Genomic DNA, 18,342 nt, shown 5'->3' on the forward strand with positions numbered 1-18,342 from the left:
TTACCCCTGAATCTGTTTGGCGGCGCGCGCGCGGGCGCGCTCCAGCGCCCCACTGGCGCCCACCGGTGTTGACATGCGTTCGGCTTGCGCGGCCACGGTGGTGCGCTGGAACAGCTCCACCAGCGGGAACTCCTTGCCGAACTCGCGCTGCATCGCCGACTGCAGCCGGACCAGCAGCAGCGAGTGGCCGCCGAGGTCGAAGAAGTTGGCGTGCAGGCCCACGCGCTGGGTGTTCAGCACCTCGCGCCAGAGCGCGGCGACCTGGCGCTGCACCGGCGTCATGAGGGCCTCGTCGGCGACGTCGGCCGCCTCGTCCACCACCAGCGCCGGCGCCGGCAGGGCCTTGCGGTCCACCTTGCCGTTGGGCGTGAGCGGCAGCGCCTCCAGCACCACGAAGAGGTTGGGCACCATGTACTCGGGCAGCTGCACGCGCAGCGTGGCACGCGCGGCCTCGGTCTCGAAAGTGGCGCCGGGCTGGCTCACGACATAGGCCACCAGGCGCTGATCGCCCGGCGTGTCCTCGCGCACGTGCACCACGCAGTCCTTGATGCCCTCGTGTTTCGCGAGCACGGTTTCGATCTCGCCCAGCTCGATGCGAAAGCCGCGCACCTTGACCTGGTGGTCGCGCCGGCCGACGAACTCCATGCGGCCGTCGGCCAGGAAGCGCACCACGTCGCCGGTGCGGTAGACCCGCGCCGGTCCCACGCCGGGCAGGTCCAGCGTCACGAACTTCTCGGCCGTCAGGTCGTCGCGGTTGCGGTAGCCGCGCGCCAGGCCGTCGCCACCGATGCACAGCTCACCGCCCACGCCCACCGGCGCCGGCAGGCCCGAGGGCTCCAGCACATAGACCTGGGTGTTGGCGATCGGGCGCCCGATGGAGATCGCGCGCTGCGTGTCGGTGACGCGCCAGACCGTGGACCAGATGGTGGTCTCGGTCGGGCCGTACATGTTCCACAGCTCGCCGCCGGTGGCCAGCAGCTTGTCGGCCAGGTCGCGCGGCAGGCCTTCGCCGCCGCACAGCATCTTCAGGCCGGGCCGGCCTTGCCAGCCGCTTTCCAGCAGCAGGCGCCAGGTGGCCGGCGTGGCCTGCAGCAGCGTGGCCTCGGACCGGTCGAGCAGCGCCGCCAGGCGCACGCCGTCGAGCGCGGTCGCGCGCGAGGCCAGCACCACGGTGCCACCGACCGTGAGCGGGCCGTGGATTTCCAGGCCCGCGATGTCGAACGACAGCGTGGTCACCGAGACGAAGCGGTCCTGCGCGGTGATGCCCGGCTCGCGGTGCATGGACAGCAGGAAGTTCACCACCGCGCGGTGCTCCAGCATCACGCCCTTGGGGCGGCCGGTGGAGCCGGAGGTGTAGATCACGTAGGCCAGGTCGCCGCAAGCCGCCAGGGGCGCCGGGTCGGCGGCCGGCTGGGCCGCAAGCGTGGCGGCATCGCGGTCCATGCAGACCGCGCGGATGCCGGCGGGCAGGCCTTCGGCCAGGGCCGACTGGGTCACGACGATGGACAGCTCCGCGTCTTCCATCATGTAGTCGATGCGGTCCTTGGGGAACGCCGGGTCGAGCGGCACATAGGCCGCGCCGGCCTTGAGCACGCCCAGCACCGCGACCACCATGTCTTCGCTGCGCTCCATCCACACACCGACCAGCGACTCGCGCCCCGCGCCCAGGGCGCGCAGGTGGTGGGCCAGCCGGTTGGCCCGGGCGTTGAGTTCGGCGTAGCTCAGCGCCACGTCCTCGAACTGCAGCGCCACCGCGTCGGGCGTGCGCCGGGCCTGCGCCTCGAACAGCCCGTGCACGGTCTGCTCGGTCGGGTACGGCATGGTGGTGGCGTTCCAGTCCAGCAGCAGCTGGCGCTGTTCGCCGTCCGTCAGCAGGGCGAGTTCGCTCACGCGCGCGTCCGGCCGCTCCACGAAGCCTTCGAGCAGCTTGCGGTAGTGGTGGAGCATGCGCTCGATGGTCGACACGTCGAACAGGTCGGTGTTGTATTCGAAGTAGCAGCGCAGGCCGTGCACGATGTCGAACACGTCGACGGACAGGTCGAAGCGCGAGGCGGTCACGTCCAGGTCCACGCTGTCGCAGCGCAGGCCGGGCAGCTCCAGGCTGGTCATCGACAGGTTCTGCAGCACGAACAGCACCTGGAACAGCGGCGAGTGATCGAGCTCGCGCCGCGTGCCCAGCTCGTCGACCAGCATGTCGAACGGCATCTCCTGGTGCGCGTAGGCCCGCAGCGCGCGCTCGCGCACGCGGACCATGAGTTCGCGCACCGTCGGGTCGCCGTTCAGGTCGGCGCGCAACACCAGGTTGTTGGCGAAGAAGCCGATGGTGTGCTCGACCTCGGAGCGGTTGCGGTTGGCGATGGCCGAGCCGATGGCGATGTCGGTCTCGCCGCTGTAGCGGTGCATGAGCACCTGGAAGGCCGAGAGCATCACCATGAACAGCGTCGTGCCCTCGGCGCGGCCGAAGGCCTTGAGGCGGTCGGAGAAGGCGGGCGTGAGCTGCAGCGCGCAGCGCGAGCCGTGGGTGGTCTGCACCGGCGGGCGGGGCCGGTCGGTGGGCAGCTGCAGCATCGACGGCAGGCCGGCGAGTTCGCGCTTCCAGAACGCCAGGTGCTCGTCGATCGCGCCCTGCGCGAAGGCGCGGCGCTCCCATTCGGCGTAGTCGTAGTACTGGATGGGCGGCTCGACCACCGTCACTTCGTGGCCGGTCGCCAGGCGCGAATACAGGTCGCGGAACTCCAGCATGAAGATGCCGAGCGACAGGCCGTCGGACACGATGTGGTCCAGCGCGAAGGCGAACACCTGCTGCTGCCCGCTCTCGCGGATCAGGCCGGCATGAATCAAGGGCGCCTGCGACAGGTCGAACGGGCGCCGCGCGATGCTTTCGATGGCCTGCTTGCACGCGGCGTCGCGCGCGGCGCCCTGCAGGTGCGAGATGTCGATGCGGTCCAGGTGCACGCGGGCGTGCGGGTCGATCACGAAACGCGGCTCGCCCTGCACCGAGATGAAGCGCGTGCGCAGGCTTTCGTGCCGCGCCACCAGCACGGCCAGCACGCGTTCGAGCACGGCTTCGTCCAGCGGCCCGGTGATGCGCAGTGCCGCCGCGATGTTGTAGGCGTGGCTGGTCGGGTCCATCTGGCGCAGGAACCACAGCCGCTGCTGGGTGTGAGAGATCGGCATGTCGGCCTGGCGCGGCACGCGCTCCAGCGCCGGCAGCACCGAGCGGGCCGGCGCCGTGCCGTGCGCCGCCAGGTAGGCCTTGACCTCGTCCTTGCGCCGTCCCAGTTCCTCGCGGAGTTCGGCCGTCACCGCGCCTTTGGGCGCGTTGACGCTGAGCCGGTCTCCGTCGAGTTTCAGATGGATGTCCAGCCCTTGAAGCCGCTTGATCAACTCAACGGTATCGCTCACAACGTGAGTTCCTCCCGGCTGTCGGCGTCGGAGGCATCCGAGGTGTCGTCATCGCCATAGAGGCTGTTCAGGTGGGTCGCCATCTCGCCCACCGAGGGCCATTCGAAGGCGGCCGTGGCGGCCACGCTGCGGCCCAGCGCCTGTTGCAGGCGGTTGCGCAGTTCCACCGAGGTGAGCGAGTCCAGGCCCAGCGCGGTGAAGGTCTGGTCGACCGGGATCGATTGCGGCGAACCCGCCAGGCCCAGCACGGTGGCCAGCTCGCGGCGCACCAGCGTCACGAGCTGTTCGCGCCGCTCCTTGGCCGGCAGGCTGGCGTAGTCCACGCGCGCGGCGCTGCCCTGGGCCTGGCCGCCGCCGCGGTTCTGCGCGGCCGCGAGCAGGTCCGACAGGAGCCTGGGCGCCTGCCCGGCCGGCATCTGCTGGCCCAGCAGCGCCCAGTCGATCGGCGCGACCGAGCTGCGGGTGGCGTTGTCGCGCAGCAGCACGCTCAGCGCCTGCATGCCTTCGGCCGGCGACAGCGAGGCCAGGCCTTGCGCACCCGCCTTGGAGACCGTGCCGGCGCGCACCGCCATGCCCACCTCGCTCCACGCGCCCCAGTTGACGCTGAGGGCGGAGCGGTCCGCGTCGCGGCGCTGGCGCGCCAGCGCATCGAGAAAAGCGTTGGCCGCCACGTAGTTGCCCTGCCCCGCCGAGCCGAACACGGCCGACAGCGAGGAGTAGAAGACCACGAAGTCGGGCCGGTGACCGGCGCGCTCCAGGGCCACGCTCAGGCGCCACGCGCCGTCGGCCTTCGGCCCCATCACGGTGGCGAAGCGTTCCGGCGTCTGCTTGATGAGCACGCCGTCGTCGAGCACCGCCGCGCCGTGGATGACACCGCCCAGCGCGGGCATGTCCTTCAGGGCGGCCATGAGGCGCGCGATGCCGTCGGCCGTGGCCACGTCGGCCGAGACGGTCTTCACGCTCACGCCCTCGGCTTCCATGGCCGCGATGGCGTCGCGCGCGGTCGCATCGGGTTCGCTGCGACCGGCCAGCAGCAGGTGGCGGGCGCCCTCGCCGGCCAGCCATTGGCCTGCCAGCAGGCCCAGGCCCTTGAGGCCGCCGGTGACGAGGTAGGTGGCGTCGTCGCGCACCGCCTGCGTGACCTTGCGCGGGTCCACGCGGTGGCGGAACACCACGCGGCCGATGTGCTTGGCCTGCGCCATGTAGCGGAAGGCGTCGGGCGCGTTTTCGAACGGGAAAGTGGTGCAAGGCAGCCACGGCAGCACGCCCGACTCGATCTCCTGCAGCACGCGCGTGAAGATCTGGCCCACGATCTCGGGGGTGTCGCGCGCGTTGTCGTTGCAGTCCACGATGTGGTACTCGATGCCCCGGTTGAGTTCGGCCACGCGCTCGTGCGTCCACAGGCCGCGCTTGCCGATCTCGAGGAAGACGCCGCCGTCGGACAGGCATTCGAAGCTGCGGTCCAGCAGCTGGCCGGCGAGCGAGTTGAGCACCAGGCGCACACCCTTGCCTTCGGTGATGCGGGCGATCTCGTCGGCGAACGAGTCGCTGCGCGAATCCAGCGGGTGGTGCACGCCGAGGCGGCGCAGTTCCTCGCGCTTCTCCGGGCTGCCGGCGGTGGCGAAGATTTCCGCGCCCGCGCGGCGGGCCAGCGCGATGGCGGCCATGCCCACGCCGCCCGCGCCCGAGTGGATCAGCACGCGGTCGCCCTTGCTCATCTTGCCCAGCAGGTTGAGCGTGATGTCGGCGGTGAGGTAGGCGGTGGGGATCGCGGCGCCCTGCTCGAAGCTCACGCCGTCGGGCAGCGGTGCGACGAACTCCCAGCGCGCGATCGCGTGGCTGGAGAAGGCGCCTTCGAGCATGGCGACCACGCGGTCGCCGACCTTGAACTGCGTCACGCCCTCGCCCACGGCCACGACCTCACCCGAGGCGTCGCTGCCCAGGTGGCGGATCTCGCCGGGGTACATGCCCAGCGCGCTGAGCACGTCGCGGAAGTTCAGGCCGCTGGCGCGCACCCGGATCTCGACCTCGCCTTTACCGGGCGCGCGGCGTTCCATCGCGCCCAGGTTCAGGTTTTCGAGCGTGCCGCGCTCGGTGATGTTCAGGCGGATCGGCGCGTCGTCGATGTGCGGCGCGCTGGAACGCGGCTGGCGCGCCAGGCGGGCGGCGTAGCGCACACCCTTGCGCAAGGCGACCTGGTTCTCTTCGCTGCCGGACAGCATTTCGTCGAGCAGCAGGCGCGCGTCGCTGGGCGTGGCCTGCGGATCGAGGTCCACCAGGGTCACGCGCAGTTCGGGGTGCTCGGTCGCGGCCACCCGCGCCAGGCCGGCCACCGGGGCCTGCGTGATGCGCAGTTCCTCGGTGCCGTCCACCGACTGGCTGCCGGCGGTGGCGATCCACAGGCGCGGTGCCGACGGCAGCCCGGCCTGCGCCAGGGCCTGCAGGGTCAGCAGCGCGGCGTCGACGCCGAAGCGCTGCACCGCGCTGGGCAGGTCGTCGTCGCGCAGCGCCGGCACGCGCAGCGGCCACAGCGACACCACGCCACGCAACGCGCCACTTTCGGCGGCCTTGGCCACCAGGCGGGCGTACTCGCCGGCCTGGGTCTCGTCGATCACCGTGGCGCCCGGGCCGGCCGCGCTGCCCGAAGGCAGCACACGGAGGGCCTGGCCGCCGCGCTGGGCGATCTCATCGGCCAGCCGCTGGCCACGGCCCTGGCCTTCGTCGAACACCAGCCAGGTGCCTTCGGCGGTGGCGGGCTCGGCCACCAGGGCCTCGGGTTTCCATTGCAGTTCGTAGAGCCAGTCGGCCACCTGCGCGTCCACGCGCTGGCGGAACAACTCGCGGCTGGCGCGGCGGCAGCGCAGGCCTTCGAGCAGGGCCACGGGCTGGCCGTCGGGCGTCTCGATGTGCACGTCGAGCACCAGCATGTCGCTGTGCGGCGGCGCCGGGCGCACGCGCGCATGGCTGCGCAGCGTGGCGGTGGGCGTGGCGTTCCAGAGATAGCGGTCGACCCCGATGGGCAAGTAGAAGCGGCCGTCGTTGGCGCTGGGCAGCGTGTCCATGGCGACCGCCGAGGTGTGGAAGCAGGCGTCGAGCAGCGCGGGGTGCATCAGGTACTTGCCGGCATCGGCCTGGACCGCGTCGGTCAGCACGATCTCGCCGATGGCCTCGCCCTCGCCGCACCAGACGCGGCGCATGCCCCGGAAGCCGGCGCCGAAATCGACGCCCAGCTTGCGCACCTTCTCGTAGAACGGCGCGACCTCGACCTCGTTGGTCAATCGCTTCGCCGCGTCGGCCACGGGCGACACCGGCACCGCCTCGACCGGGCCACGCAGCGGCTCGGCGCTGGCGTGCTGGGTCCATTCGGCGTCGGGCCGCTTCGCGTCGCGGCTGAACACCCGCACGCGCGAGGGCGCACCGCCCAAAGCCTTGTCCACCGAGACCTGCATGAGCCGCTGTTCGCCGTCGAGCAGGGGCATGGGTTCGCCGATCTCCACCGCCGTGAGCCCGGTGACGGCCGGGTCCGCCTGCCGCGCCCCGGCCAATGCGGCTTCGAGGTAGGCGGTCAGCGGCATCACGGCCTCGGACGCGATCACGTGGTCCACCACCCAGGCCGGGCTGGTGGCGTCCACCGTGCGTTCGAACTGCGCGGCCACACCGGCCACGTTCAGGCGTTCGCCGAGCAGGTCGTGCACGGAGTCGCCGGCCACACGGCGGGCGCGCGGCGCGAAGGGCACCAGGTAGGCCTGGCGCTGGAAGGGGTACAGCGGCAGCTCCAGGCTGTGGCGCACGCCCGGGCCTTGCACGGCCATCCAGTTCAGTTTCGCGCCGCGCACGTACAGGCGCGCCACGCTGTCGAGCATCTGTTCCCAGCCGCCCTTGCTGCGCTTGAGCGAGGGCAGCCAGTCGGTCGCCGTGCCTTCGGGCACGCACTGCATGCCCAGGCCGATGAGCGTGGGGTTGGGCCCGACTTCGAGGTGCACGTCGCACTGCGTGGCGGCCAGCGCGCGAGCGCCGCTCTCGAAGGCCACCGGTGCGCGCACATGGCTGGCCCAGTAGTCGGCCATGCGGGAGCCCCATTTCGCCCAGTCCATGGGCGCGCCGTCGAGGTTGGAGATCCAGGTGAGCGTGGGCGCCGAATGGCTCACGCCGGCGGCGAGCTGGCGGAACTCCGCGACCATCGGGTCCATCAGCGGCGAGTGGAAGGCGTGCGACACCGACAGCGCCTGCGTGCGCAGGCCCTGCTCGGCCAGGCGCGCGGCGATGGCCGTCACCTCGGCACCGGCACCGGCGATCACCAGGTTGCCCGGCGCGTTGAAGGCGGCGACCGACACCTTGTCGGCGTGCGGCGCGATCTCGCGCTGCACCAGCGCCGCATCGCCCTGCACCGACACCATGGCGCCACCGGCCGGCAGCGCCTGCATCAGGCGGCCCCGGGCCGCGATCAGGCGCGCGCCGTCTTCCAGGCTGAACACGCCCGCGACCACGGCGGCGGCGAACTCGCCCACGCTGTGGCCGATCACCACCGTGGGCTCGATGCCCCAGCTGCGCCAGGTGGCCGCGAGCGCGACCTCGATGGCGAACAGCGCGGGTTGCGTGAAACCGGTCTGGTCCAGGCTGCCACCGGTCTCTTCGAACATCACCTCGCGCAGCGGCCGGCCCAGCAAGGGATCGAGCACGGCCGCGCAGCGGTCGATCGTGGCCTTGAACACGGGCTCGGCGTCGTACAGCTCGCGGCCCATGCCGACGTACTGCGCGCCCTGCCCGGTGAAGAGGAAGGCCACGCGGTTGCGGCCGCTGGCCGAGACGGAACCCTGCACGGCCGACTGGCCGGTGCTGGCGAGTTCGCGCAACTGGGCCAACATGCCGGCGCGGTCGGCTGCCACCAGCACCGTGCGCAGCAGGTGGTGTGAACGGCCGATGGCGGCGGTGGCGCACACGTCGGCCAGGGCATCGGCCGGGCGTTGTTCCAGGTGGTCGGCGTAGCGCTGCGCCAGCGCCTGCAGCGCCGCGTCGTTCTTGGCCGACAGCGGCATGGCGCACAGCGGCCGCGCGGGCGCGGCGGCCAGCGCGGGCACGGCGGGCGGCTCGGCCACCAGCACGTGCGCGTTCATGCCGCTGAAGCCGAAGGCGCTGGCGCCGGCGATGCGGCGCGCGTCGCCCACCGGCTTCCAGTCGTGCAGCGCGGTGCTCACGCGCACCGGCAGCGTGTCCCAGGGGATGGACGGCGTGAGCTGCTTCACATGCAGGCTGGCGGGCAGCTTCTGGTGGCGCAGCGCCATCACCAGCTTGATCACGCTGGCCACGCCGGAGGCGGCTTCGAGGTGGCCGATGTTGGATTTGACCGAACCGACCTCGAAGGGCTGGTGCATGGCGCGGCCTTCGCCGTACACGGCGGCCAGCGCCTCGACCTCGATCGGGTCACCCAGCGAGGTGCCGGTGCCGTGGGCCTCGACGTAGCTCACGTCGGTGGGTTTGAGGCGGGCCGAGGCCAGCGCCTGGCGCACCACTTCCTGCTGGGCCAGGCCGTTGGGCACGGTCAGGCCGCTGGAGCGGCCGTCCTGGTTGATCGCCGAGCCCGGGATCACGCCCAGGATGCGGCGGCCGTTGGCCACGGCGTCGGACAGGCGCTCGAGCACGATCAGGCCGCAGCCTTCGCCGCGCACGAAGCCGTTGGCCGAGGCGTCGAAGGTCTTGCAGCGGCCGTCGGGCGACAACATGCCCCACTTGGAGATCAGCACGAAGGGGTCGGGCGAGAGGATGGCGTTGACGCCGCCGGCCAGCACCAGGTTGCTCTCGCCATTGCGCAGGCTCTGGCAGGCGGTGTGAATGGCCACCAGCGAGGACGAGCAGGCGGTGTCGATCGCCATGCAGGGGCCGCGGAAGCCGAAGGTGAAGGACACGCGGCCCGCCGCCGCGTTGAGCGCGGTGCCGGTAGCCAGGTAGATGTCGCTGCGGGCCGGGTCGGCCACGTCGATGCGGTTGGAGTAGTCCATCGACGTGATGCCGACGAACACGCCGGTCAGGCTGCCGTCGAGCTGGTCGGTCGGGATCGCGGCGTGCTCCATCGCCTCCCAGGCCACTTCCAGCAGCAGCCGCTGCTGCGGGTCCACGCCCGCGGCTTCGCGCGGCGACATGCCGAAGAAGCTGGGTTCGAACTGGTCGATGTCTTTCAGGAAGCCGCCGGCCTTGGTGCGCGCCTTGCCCTGCTTGCTCGGGTCCGGGTCGTAGTACGCGTCCACCTCCCAGCGGTCGGCGGGCACCTCGCCCACCACGTCCTTGCCCTCGGTCAGCAGGTTCCAGAAGCTGTCGGCGTCTTCCGCGCCACCGGGCACGCGGCAGGCCATGCCCACGATGGCGATCGGCTCGTGCTTGGCGTTCTCGACCGCGTCCAGGCGGGACTGCAGGCGCTCGATGGCGCCGAGCGCGTTCTGCAGCATGTTGCGCCGATCGGCGGCGGGCGCCGGCTGGGCGGGCGTCGATTCAGGGGGTTGGTCCGATCTGACTGCATATCACTTCCTCACTGAAAACTTCATCACGGCGTCGACCGCGCCATCACCGCGTCGCGGGCATGCAGGCGCGGCTCGCGCAGCCACAGGCAGAGCGCAGCACCAACGATCAACAGGAGCCCCAGCGCCATGCGCGGGACCGACATATCATGCCCCAGCCCTGCCACCCAGAAGAGCGGCACGGTGAAGGCAATTTGTAAATACGCGAAGGGTGCCGAAATACTCACGGGCGCGGCGGCGGCGGAGCGGTCCAGTGCCAGCAAAGCCACGTAACCGAGCAGGCCGATCGCCACCATGGTGAGCAGGTCGGTCAGCGGCGGCGTGATCCACAGGCCGGGCATGGCGGGCGTGAGCGCCACGAACACGCCGGCGGCGGTGTAGAACAGGTTGGTGCGGGTGGTTTCGGTGCGCAGCGAGCGCGTCATCACCACGTAGACGCTGAAACACAGGGCCATGCCCAGGGGATAGACCAGCAGCGACGGCCCCGGCAGCCCGTACAGGCCGTTGACCAGCAGGCCACCCAGGCAGGCCACGAAGGTGGCCACCCAGACCAGCAGCGGCACGCGGTCCTGCAGAAACACCCAGGCCAGCCCGAGGATCAGCACCGGGCTGATCCAGAAGATGGTCATGACCGAATGCCCGGGCACGCCCATCTGCATGCCGATCACCCAGGACGCGGGCATGCCCAACATCAGCAGCGAGCGCGCCACATGGAACACCGGGCGGCGCGTCTGCCAGAGCGAGGCCGGCTCGCGCCATCCCCACAGCGCCAGCATCAGCGCCAGGTGCACGGCATAGCGGGTCCAGACCACCTGGTACGGGGAATAGTGGCGCAGCACGTTCGCGGCCATGGCCTCGATCCCCGCCCACAGCAGGACGAAGGCCAGCATCAGCAGGATGGCGCGGCGGTTGGCGGTCACCCTGTCACCTCCTTCAGTCCAAGCCCGCGTGGCCGGTGTCGGCCAGCAGCGAGGTCATGTGCCAGGAAGACCCGCGCCGGCGCTGGCGCAGCGCGAGCCACAGGCCGGCCGCGAGCAGCACGGCGCCCACGGCGATCAGGCCCGGCAGCGGATGCGATGCCACCCAGGCGAAGGCCAGCGTGAAACCGATCTGCAGGTACAGCAGCGGCGCGGTGCGTGAGATCGGCGCCACCGCCGTCAGCCGCTCCAGCGCCAGCAACGCGCCCAGGCCCAGCACCGCCACGCCCGCGAGCAGCAGCAGGTCGGGCGCGCTCGGCGTCACCCAGCCCGAGGGCATCAGCGGCAACAGCAGCAGGCAGGCGCCCAGGCCGGTGTAGAACAGGTTCACGCGGGTGGGCTCGGCGTGCAGCAGGCGCGTCATCACCACGTACACGCTGAAGCAGGCGGCCATGGCCACCGGGAACACCAGCAACTCGGGCCGGGGCAGCGCGTGCGGGCCCAGCAGCAGGAACACGCCCACGCTGGCCGCCGCCGCGAAGCCGAAGAGCCTGAGCGGCACGCGCTCGCGCAGCACCAGGCGCGACAGGCCCAGGATCATCAGGGGCGCGATCCAGAACACCGCCAGGAAGGTGACCGGGGCCAGGCCGCGCTGCACACCCAGCGACCAGCAGGCCGGCATGCCCACCATCATCGCGGCGCGGAACAGCTGCGACACCGGCCGGCGCGTGCGCCACAGCGAGGGGCCGTTGTCGCGCCCGAACAGCATCCACAACAGGGCCAGGTGCAGCGCGAAGCGCAAGCACACGACCTGCGCGAGGCCGTAGCGCTGCAGGAGCACGCCGGTGAGCGCCTCCTCGGCCGCCCACAGGGCCACGAAGATGATCGTCAGGCGCATGCCAAGGGAACGGTATTTCATCGGGTCTGCTCCAGTCTGGCCAGCAAGCGGGCCTCCAGTTCGTCGTCGCTGAGCGAATCCAGGTCCGCATCGGCATCGGGCACCTCGACCTCGGCCACCGTGGCGGGCGCCGCGGTGGGTGCCGGGGGTGCGGCCGGCTTGACGGTGAGCTGGGTTTCCAGAAAGCGCGCGAGCGCGCCCACGTTCGGGTAGTTGAAGGTCAGCGTGGACGGCAGCGCGCGGGCGGCGCCGCGCTCCAGCCGCCGCTTGAGTTCGACCGCCATCAGCGAGTCCATGCCCAGGTCGAACAGGCCAGTGGCGATCGGCACCACAGCCGGCCCGGCCAGGCCGAGCACCGAGGCCACCTCCTGCCGCACGAACTCCACCAGCAGGTCGTGGCGCATCGCGGGCGGCGCGGCCTCCAGCCGCGCCTGCAGCGAAGGCCCGCTGTCCGCGCGCGGCGCTTCCACCACGGCGGCGCGCGGTGCGATGCCCAGGTGCGACAGCAGCGGGCGCGAGCGACGCGCCTCGTGCAAGGCCTTGAGCGCGCTCCAGTCCACCTGGGCCACGACCGCCTGCCGCGCCGTGCCGCCCAGCAGGCGGCCCAGCGCGTCCAGCGCGTCGGCGGCGGCCATGGGCTGCAGGCCGCCTTCGCGGTAGCTGCGCTGGTCGTCGCTGGAGGCCAGCCGCATCACTTCCCAGGTGCCCCAGTTCACCGAGATCACGCGGCGCGAGGCGTCGCTGGCCTCGGCCAGCGTGTCGAGGAAGGTGTTGGCGGCCGCGTAGTGGGCCAGCCCCGAGGCGCCGAGCAAGGCGGTGGTCGAGGAGAACAGCACCAGGAAATCGAGCGGCATGCCGCGCGTGAGGCGCTCGAGCACCAGCGTGCCCGCGAGCTTGGGGGCCAGCATCTGGCGCACCATCGCGTCGTCGAGCTGGAGCAGCGGCGCCGCGCTCAGCGCGGCGGCGCATCTCGCTTGAGCTGTTCGAAGGCGCGCGCCATCGCGGCCTCGTCGGCCACGTCGGCCTGCACGGTGTGTACCTTCGCGCCCAGGGCCTCGATCTCGGCCACGCCGGGCGCGCCGAGGTCGGGCCGGCGGCCCAGCAAGGCGATGTGGCGCGCGCCGTGTTCCGCCAGCCAGCGCGCCACCACCAGGCCCAGGCCGCCGAAACCGCCGGTGACGAGGTAACAGGCGTCGGCGCTGAAACTCAGCGGTGCGGCGGGCGGCGTGTCGGCCTGGACCAGGCGCGCCACACGGCGCTGGCCATCGCGCCAGGCCACCTGATCCTCACCGTCCACCGCGTCGAGCGCTTCCAGCAGCGTGTCCGCGGTCGAGGCCGAAGGCAGGTCGATCAGGCCGCCCCAGGCGCCGGGCTGTTCGAGCGAGAAGCCACGCCCCCATCCCCACAGCGGCGCCTGCCAGGCGGCGCCCGGGCTCATGGCTCCACCGGCACCGCCTTGCACGCCCTGCGTCACGAACCGGATGCGGCCCTGCCCTTGCGCGGCCGCCGCCAGCCAGCGGCGCGGCGTTTCGCCCGCGAGCGTGTGAGTCAGGGTGGCGGCTTCGCGGTCGTCGAGACCGCGCGCTGCGAGTTCGAGGCCGGCCAGGTAAATGATCTCGCCCAGCGCGCCGGCGGGCGGCGCGGCGTCCGCCGCCAGGATTTGCACCTGGTCGCCGCGCGCGCGCAGGCGCTCGGCCAGCGCCTGGCCCAGGCCCTGCACGTCGCCCACCAGGGTCCAGGTCTGGCCGCCGAGCGGGGCCTGCGCCAGCATCAGCGCCTGCTGGGCCGCGCCGCGCGTGGTCCAGCGGTCGTCGGGCACCGCGCAGGCGCCCTGGAAGCCCAGGCCTTGCAGCGTGGCCAGCCAGGCCGAGCGCGGCACCAGGGGGTAGTCGGGCCGCAGGGCCGTGTCGGTGAAACGCCACCAGCCCTCGGTGAGGCCGAAGGTGAGGTCCACCCAGCGTTCCGGGGCCACGCCTTCCAGCAGGAACAGCATGGCGCCGGGTGCCATCAGGCTTTTCGCGTGGCGCAGGGTCTGGGCCAGGTCGGCGGTGGCGTGCAGCACGTTGGCCGCGATCACGATGTCGTAGGCGCCGGCCGCGAAGCCCTGCGCCTGCGGGTCGCGCTCGATGTCGAGCAGGGCGTGGCGCACGAAGGGATAGGCGGCGAAGTTCTCGGCCGCGCGCTCCAGGAACAGCGGCGAGAGGTCGGTGAAGGTGTACTCGGTGCGCTCGGCGGGCAGCAGCGGCAGCACGTAGGTGGTGGTGCCGCCGGTGCCGGCGCCGATTTCCAGCACGCGCAGGCGCGCGCCGGCGGGCAGTTGGGCGACGGCCGATTGCAAGGCTTCGCCGAGCGCGCGGTTGTAGGTCTGCGCGTAGGGCGAGTCCACGTAGAGCTTGCGCGCCTCGTCGAACGAGCCGCCCGGGAACAGCAGCTGCAGCGGGTCCTGCTCGCCGCGCAGCACGGCGGCCAGCGCGGGCCCGCAGCGGCGCAGCGTGCGCAGTTCGCCGTCGACCTCGCCGAAGGTCTGCATCAGCGTGTCGTAGCGCGTCGCGGCATCGGCCGTGCCCAGGCGGGCCAGCACCGTGTGGCGATCCCCTTCCCTGCGCAGCAGGCCGTCTTCGGCCAGCATCTGCAGCAGGCGCGCGAACAGGCGTTCGTGGCGCGGCACCACGCCCAGGCGCTGCGATTCACCGGCGGTGTCGAACCCGCGCCCCGGCGTGTCGTCGAAGCCGAGCTGGCGCAAGGCGGTGGCGACGTGGTCGGTGCTCAGGCGATCGAGTTCGGGCAGCAGCCGTTCGTACACGGCCAGGCCGTGCTCGGCGGCCAGCGCGCCGAAGCGCTCGCGCAGGGCCGGCGCGAGGCCGGCGGGATCGGGCAGCGCGGCGGCGGCCGGCGCATGGGCCGGCGCGTCTTCCCACACCACCTCATGGAACAAGCCATGGCCCGAGGCATGGCCCAGGGACCGTGCCAACGCGTCGCGCGAGGCGCGGCGCAGGTGCACGCCGCGGATCTGGCCGAGCACGCCGCCGTCGAGCGAGCGCAGGGTGACTTCGGCCTGCCACTCGGGCGGCTGCGCCTCCTGGCCCGCCGCGTTGAGCAGGCGGGCATGGCACCACAGGCTGGCGGGCAGCGGGCCGGCCAGGTCGATGCGGTCCAGGCCGGTGAAGAGGTAGGTGTGTTCCGTGTCCTCGGTCTGCGGCAGGGTCAGGCCGATGGACTGCAAGGCGCCGTCGAGCAGCGCCGGGTGTGCCCAGGTCACGGGCTCGTCGGCGCAGGCGGCGGGCAGCGCGATGCGCGCCAGGGCCTCGCCGTCGCGGCGGTGCACTTCCTGCAGGCTGCGGAAGGCGGGCCCGAGGTGGATGCCGAGGGCTTCGAGGCGCTGGTGGTAGCCCTCGCCACTGGTGGCCGCGCCCAGCACGTCGCGCGTGGCGGTGAAGCTGGTGGTGTCGGCGCCGGCCTGGGCCTGCTGCGCGCTGCCGGGCTGCAGCCGGCCGCTGGCGTGCAGGTGCCATTCGCCCGAGCCATCGGCCGCCTGGCTGTAGACGGAGAACGGCTGCGAACCACCGGACTCGGGACCCAGGTGGGTCTGCACCGTGCGGCCCGCCTCGGGCAGCACCAGGGGTTCGACGATCTCGAAGGCCTCGACCGCGCGCAAGGCACGGCCGTTCACCGCCTGGGCCGCGCCCTGCGCGAGCTCCAGCAGCAGCGGGCCGGGCACCAGCACCACGCCCTGCACCACGTGGTCGGCCAGGTAGGGCGTGCTCGTGGGCGAAAGCAGGGTCTCGAAGATGGGCACGGCGGTCGGCAGGCGCCGGCCCGGCAGGCCGCTGGGCGCCGGCGCGCGCACGGCTTTTTCGGCGGTCGGCGTGATCCAGAAATCGCGCCGTTCGAAGGGATAGGTCGGCAGGTCCACGCGCTGGCGCGCGTAGGGCCGGTCCACGCCGGCCCAGTCGACCGCCGCGCCCCGCACGTACAGCGCGGCGAGGCTGGCGTTGAGTTCGTGCCAGTCGCTCTTCTCGCGCCGCAGTGAGGTCAGCAGCAGGTGGTCCTGCTCGGGCAGGCTGCGCTGGGCCAGGGCCATCATCACCGGGTGCGGGCCGACTTCCAGGAACACGCGGTAGCCCTGCGCCGCCAACGAGGCGATGCCTTCGGCGAAGCGCACCGGTTGGCGCAGGTGGTCGCGCCAGTAGCGCGCATCGGGGGCGCCGGGCGCGGGCAGCGCGGCGCCGCCGGTGACGTTCCAGGCCACGGGAATCTGCGGCGCGCGCATGCTCACGGCGCGCGCGCAGGCTTCCATCGCGTCCAGCGCGGGGGCCACCAGGGGCGAGTGCGCGGCGAGCGAGACGAACAGTTTCTGGCCCTGCACGTTGCGCGTGGCGAAGTCGGCGAGCAAGGCGTCGACGGCCTTCGCATCGCCCGAGACCACCACGCTGTCGGGCGCGTTGATGGCGGCAATGGCCAGCCGGTCGGCCATGGGCGCGATGGCCCGGCCCACCTCGACGGCCGAGGTGAACACGGCGGCCATGGCGCCGCCGGGCGGCAGCGCCTGCATCAGGCGGCCGCGCTCGGCGATGAGTTTCAGGCCTTCTTCGAGCGTGAACACGCCGGCCACACAGGCCGCCACGTACTCGCCCACCGAATGGCCGATCACGGCCGCCGGCGCGATGCCCCAGGCGCGCCAGAGCTGCGTGAGCGCGTATTCGACGGCGAAGAGCGCCGGCTGCGTCCAGGCGGTTTCGTGGATGGCCGCGCCTTCGGTCGGCCCGGCGCGCAGCACGGACTTGAGCGTGCGGCCCTGGGCGTCGGCGCCCAGCAGGCTGTCGCAGCGGTCGATGATGTCGCGGTACAGCGGCGAGGCGGCGTACAGCGCCTCGCTCATGCCGGGGTATTGCGAACCCTGGCCGGTGTAGAGGAAGACCACCTCGGGGGCCACGCCCGGCGTGGCAGTGCCCCGGTGCAGCGCGGGGTGTTCGCGGCCCTGGGCGAAAGCCTGCAGGGCGGCGCGCGCTTCCTGCGCATCGCTGGCCACCACGGCCAGGCGTTCGGCGAAATGCGAGCGGCCCACGCCGGCGGTGTGGGCCACGTCCGCCAGCGGCGCGCCAGCCGCGAGCGCGTCGGCGAAGCGGGCAGCGAGCGCGCGCAGCGCGGGCTCGGAACGGGCCGAGAGCGGCAGGCAGTGCACCGGGCGCTGGTCACCCGAGGCGGCGGCCACGGGCGCGGGGGCCTCTTCGATCACGACGTGCGCGTTGGTGCCGCTGAAGCCGAAGGAACTCACGCCGGCCAGGCGCGGGCGTTCGCCGCGCGGCCAGGCATGACCGTCGCGCGTCACGCTCACCGGGTACTGCGACCAGGCGATGTGCGGGCTGGGTTCGCTGAAATGCAGGTGCCGGGGGATGCGGCCGTGCTGCAGCGCGAGGATCACCTTGATCACGCCGGCCACGCCGGCCGCCGATTCGAGGTGGCCGATGTTGGTCTTGACCGAACCGATCAGCAGCGGGTTCGCCGCGTCGCGGCCGGGGCCGAGCGCGCCGGCCAGGGCGCGCACCTCGATCGGGTCGCCGAGCGAGGTGCCGGTGCCGTGGGCCTCCACGTAGCCGATGTCGGCCGGGGCCACGCCGGCGTCGGCCAGCGCGGCGCGGATCACCGCTTCCTGCGCCGGGCCGTTGGGCACGGTGAGGCCGCCGCTGCGGCCGTCCTGGTTGGCGGCACTGCCCCGGATCACGGCGAGCACGCGGTCGCCGTCGGCCTGGGCGTGGCTCAGGCGCTTGAGCACCAGCACGCCGCAGCCCTCGCCGCGCGCGAAACCGTCGGCCGAAGCGTCGAAGGTCTTGCAGCGGCCGTCGGGCGCGAGCATGTGCGCCTTGGTCAGGGCGATGGTGGTCTCGGGCGAGCACATCAGGTTCACGCCACCGGCCAGCGCGGTGCGCGATTCGCCGCTGCGCAAGCTCTGGCAGGCCACGTGCAGCGCCACCAGCGAAGACGAGCAGGCGGTGTCGATGGACATCGCCGGACCCTGCAGGCCGAGGAAATACGAGACGCGGCCCGAGGCCACGCTGTGCGCGTTGCCCGAGGCGATGTAGGCGTCGATGCTGTCGCTGCCGCGCTGCAGCACGCGGTGGAAGTGGTCGCTGTTGCACAGACCGAAGAAGACGCCGGTGGGCGAACCGGCCAGGCCTTCGGGCGAGAGGCCGGCCTGTTCCAGCGCCTCCCACGAGACCTCCATCAGCAGGCGCTGCTGCGGGTCCATGGTGAGGGCCTCGCGCGGCGAGATGCCGAAGAAGGCGGGGTCGAAACCGGCCACGTCGTCCAGGAAGCCGCCGTTGCGCACCGACATGCGGGCCGGGGCGTCGGGATCGGCGTCGAAGAAGGCGTCCTTGTCCCAGCGGTCGGCGGGCACGTCGCGGATCGCGTCGCGCCCGGCTTCGAGCAGGTCCCAGAACGCCTCGGGGCTGGTGGCACCGCCGGGGAAGCGGCAGCCCATGCCGATCACCGCGATCGGCTCGTTGGAATGCGTGCCCGCGGCTTCCGCCTTTTCGTGCAGCTCCAGCGCCAGCAGCGCCAGGCGCTTGGGCGAGAGTTTGCTGATGCGGTCGAGAAAGTCGCTCATGTCGTC

Annotated in this window: 5 protein-coding genes and 1 pseudogene; all 6 read right to left on the bottom strand. The window is 72.3% G+C overall.

The genetic code is table 11. The annotated features are described in order from the left end of the window. On the bottom strand, positions 1-3,405 hold the full coding sequence (locus ABSY19_RS00840; protein WP_382158214.1) for an amino acid adenylation domain-containing protein: 3,405 nt from the start codon (positions 3,403-3,405) through the stop codon (positions 1-3). After that, the gene (locus ABSY19_RS00845; RefSeq protein WP_382158216.1) at positions 3,402-9,845 is read right to left on the bottom strand and encodes an SDR family NAD(P)-dependent oxidoreductase; all 6,444 of its coding nucleotides are present in this window, start codon (positions 9,843-9,845) and stop codon (positions 3,402-3,404) included. The genes ABSY19_RS00840 and ABSY19_RS00845 overlap by 4 nt, the downstream gene beginning before the upstream one ends. A gap of 95 nt (positions 9,846-9,940) precedes the next feature. Then, positions 9,941-10,834 carry a DMT family transporter gene (locus tag ABSY19_RS00850; RefSeq protein ID WP_382158218.1) on the bottom strand — a complete coding sequence of 298 codons (894 nt, stop codon included), beginning with the start codon at positions 10,832-10,834 and terminating at the stop codon, positions 9,941-9,943. A 13-nt stretch (positions 10,835-10,847) separates the two neighbouring features. Then, positions 10,848-11,750, bottom strand: a complete 903-nt coding sequence (locus ABSY19_RS00855) for a DMT family transporter (protein WP_382158220.1) — start codon at positions 11,748-11,750, stop codon at positions 10,848-10,850. Then, positions 11,747-12,421, bottom strand: a complete 675-nt coding sequence (locus ABSY19_RS00860; RefSeq protein ID WP_382163986.1) for an acyl carrier protein — start codon at positions 12,419-12,421, stop codon at positions 11,747-11,749. Before ABSY19_RS00860 ends, ABSY19_RS00855 begins: the two co-directional genes overlap by 4 nt. Positions 12,422-12,484: 63 nt before the next feature. Beyond that, positions 12,485-18,336: pseudogene (locus tag ABSY19_RS00865) on the bottom strand (SDR family NAD(P)-dependent oxidoreductase); the annotation flags it as partial. Positions 18,337-18,342 lie beyond the last annotated feature (6 nt).

This window comes from Hydrogenophaga sp. ANAO-22 (genome assembly GCF_042466645.1).
Lineage (GTDB): Bacteria > Pseudomonadota > Gammaproteobacteria > Burkholderiales > Burkholderiaceae_C > Hydrogenophaga.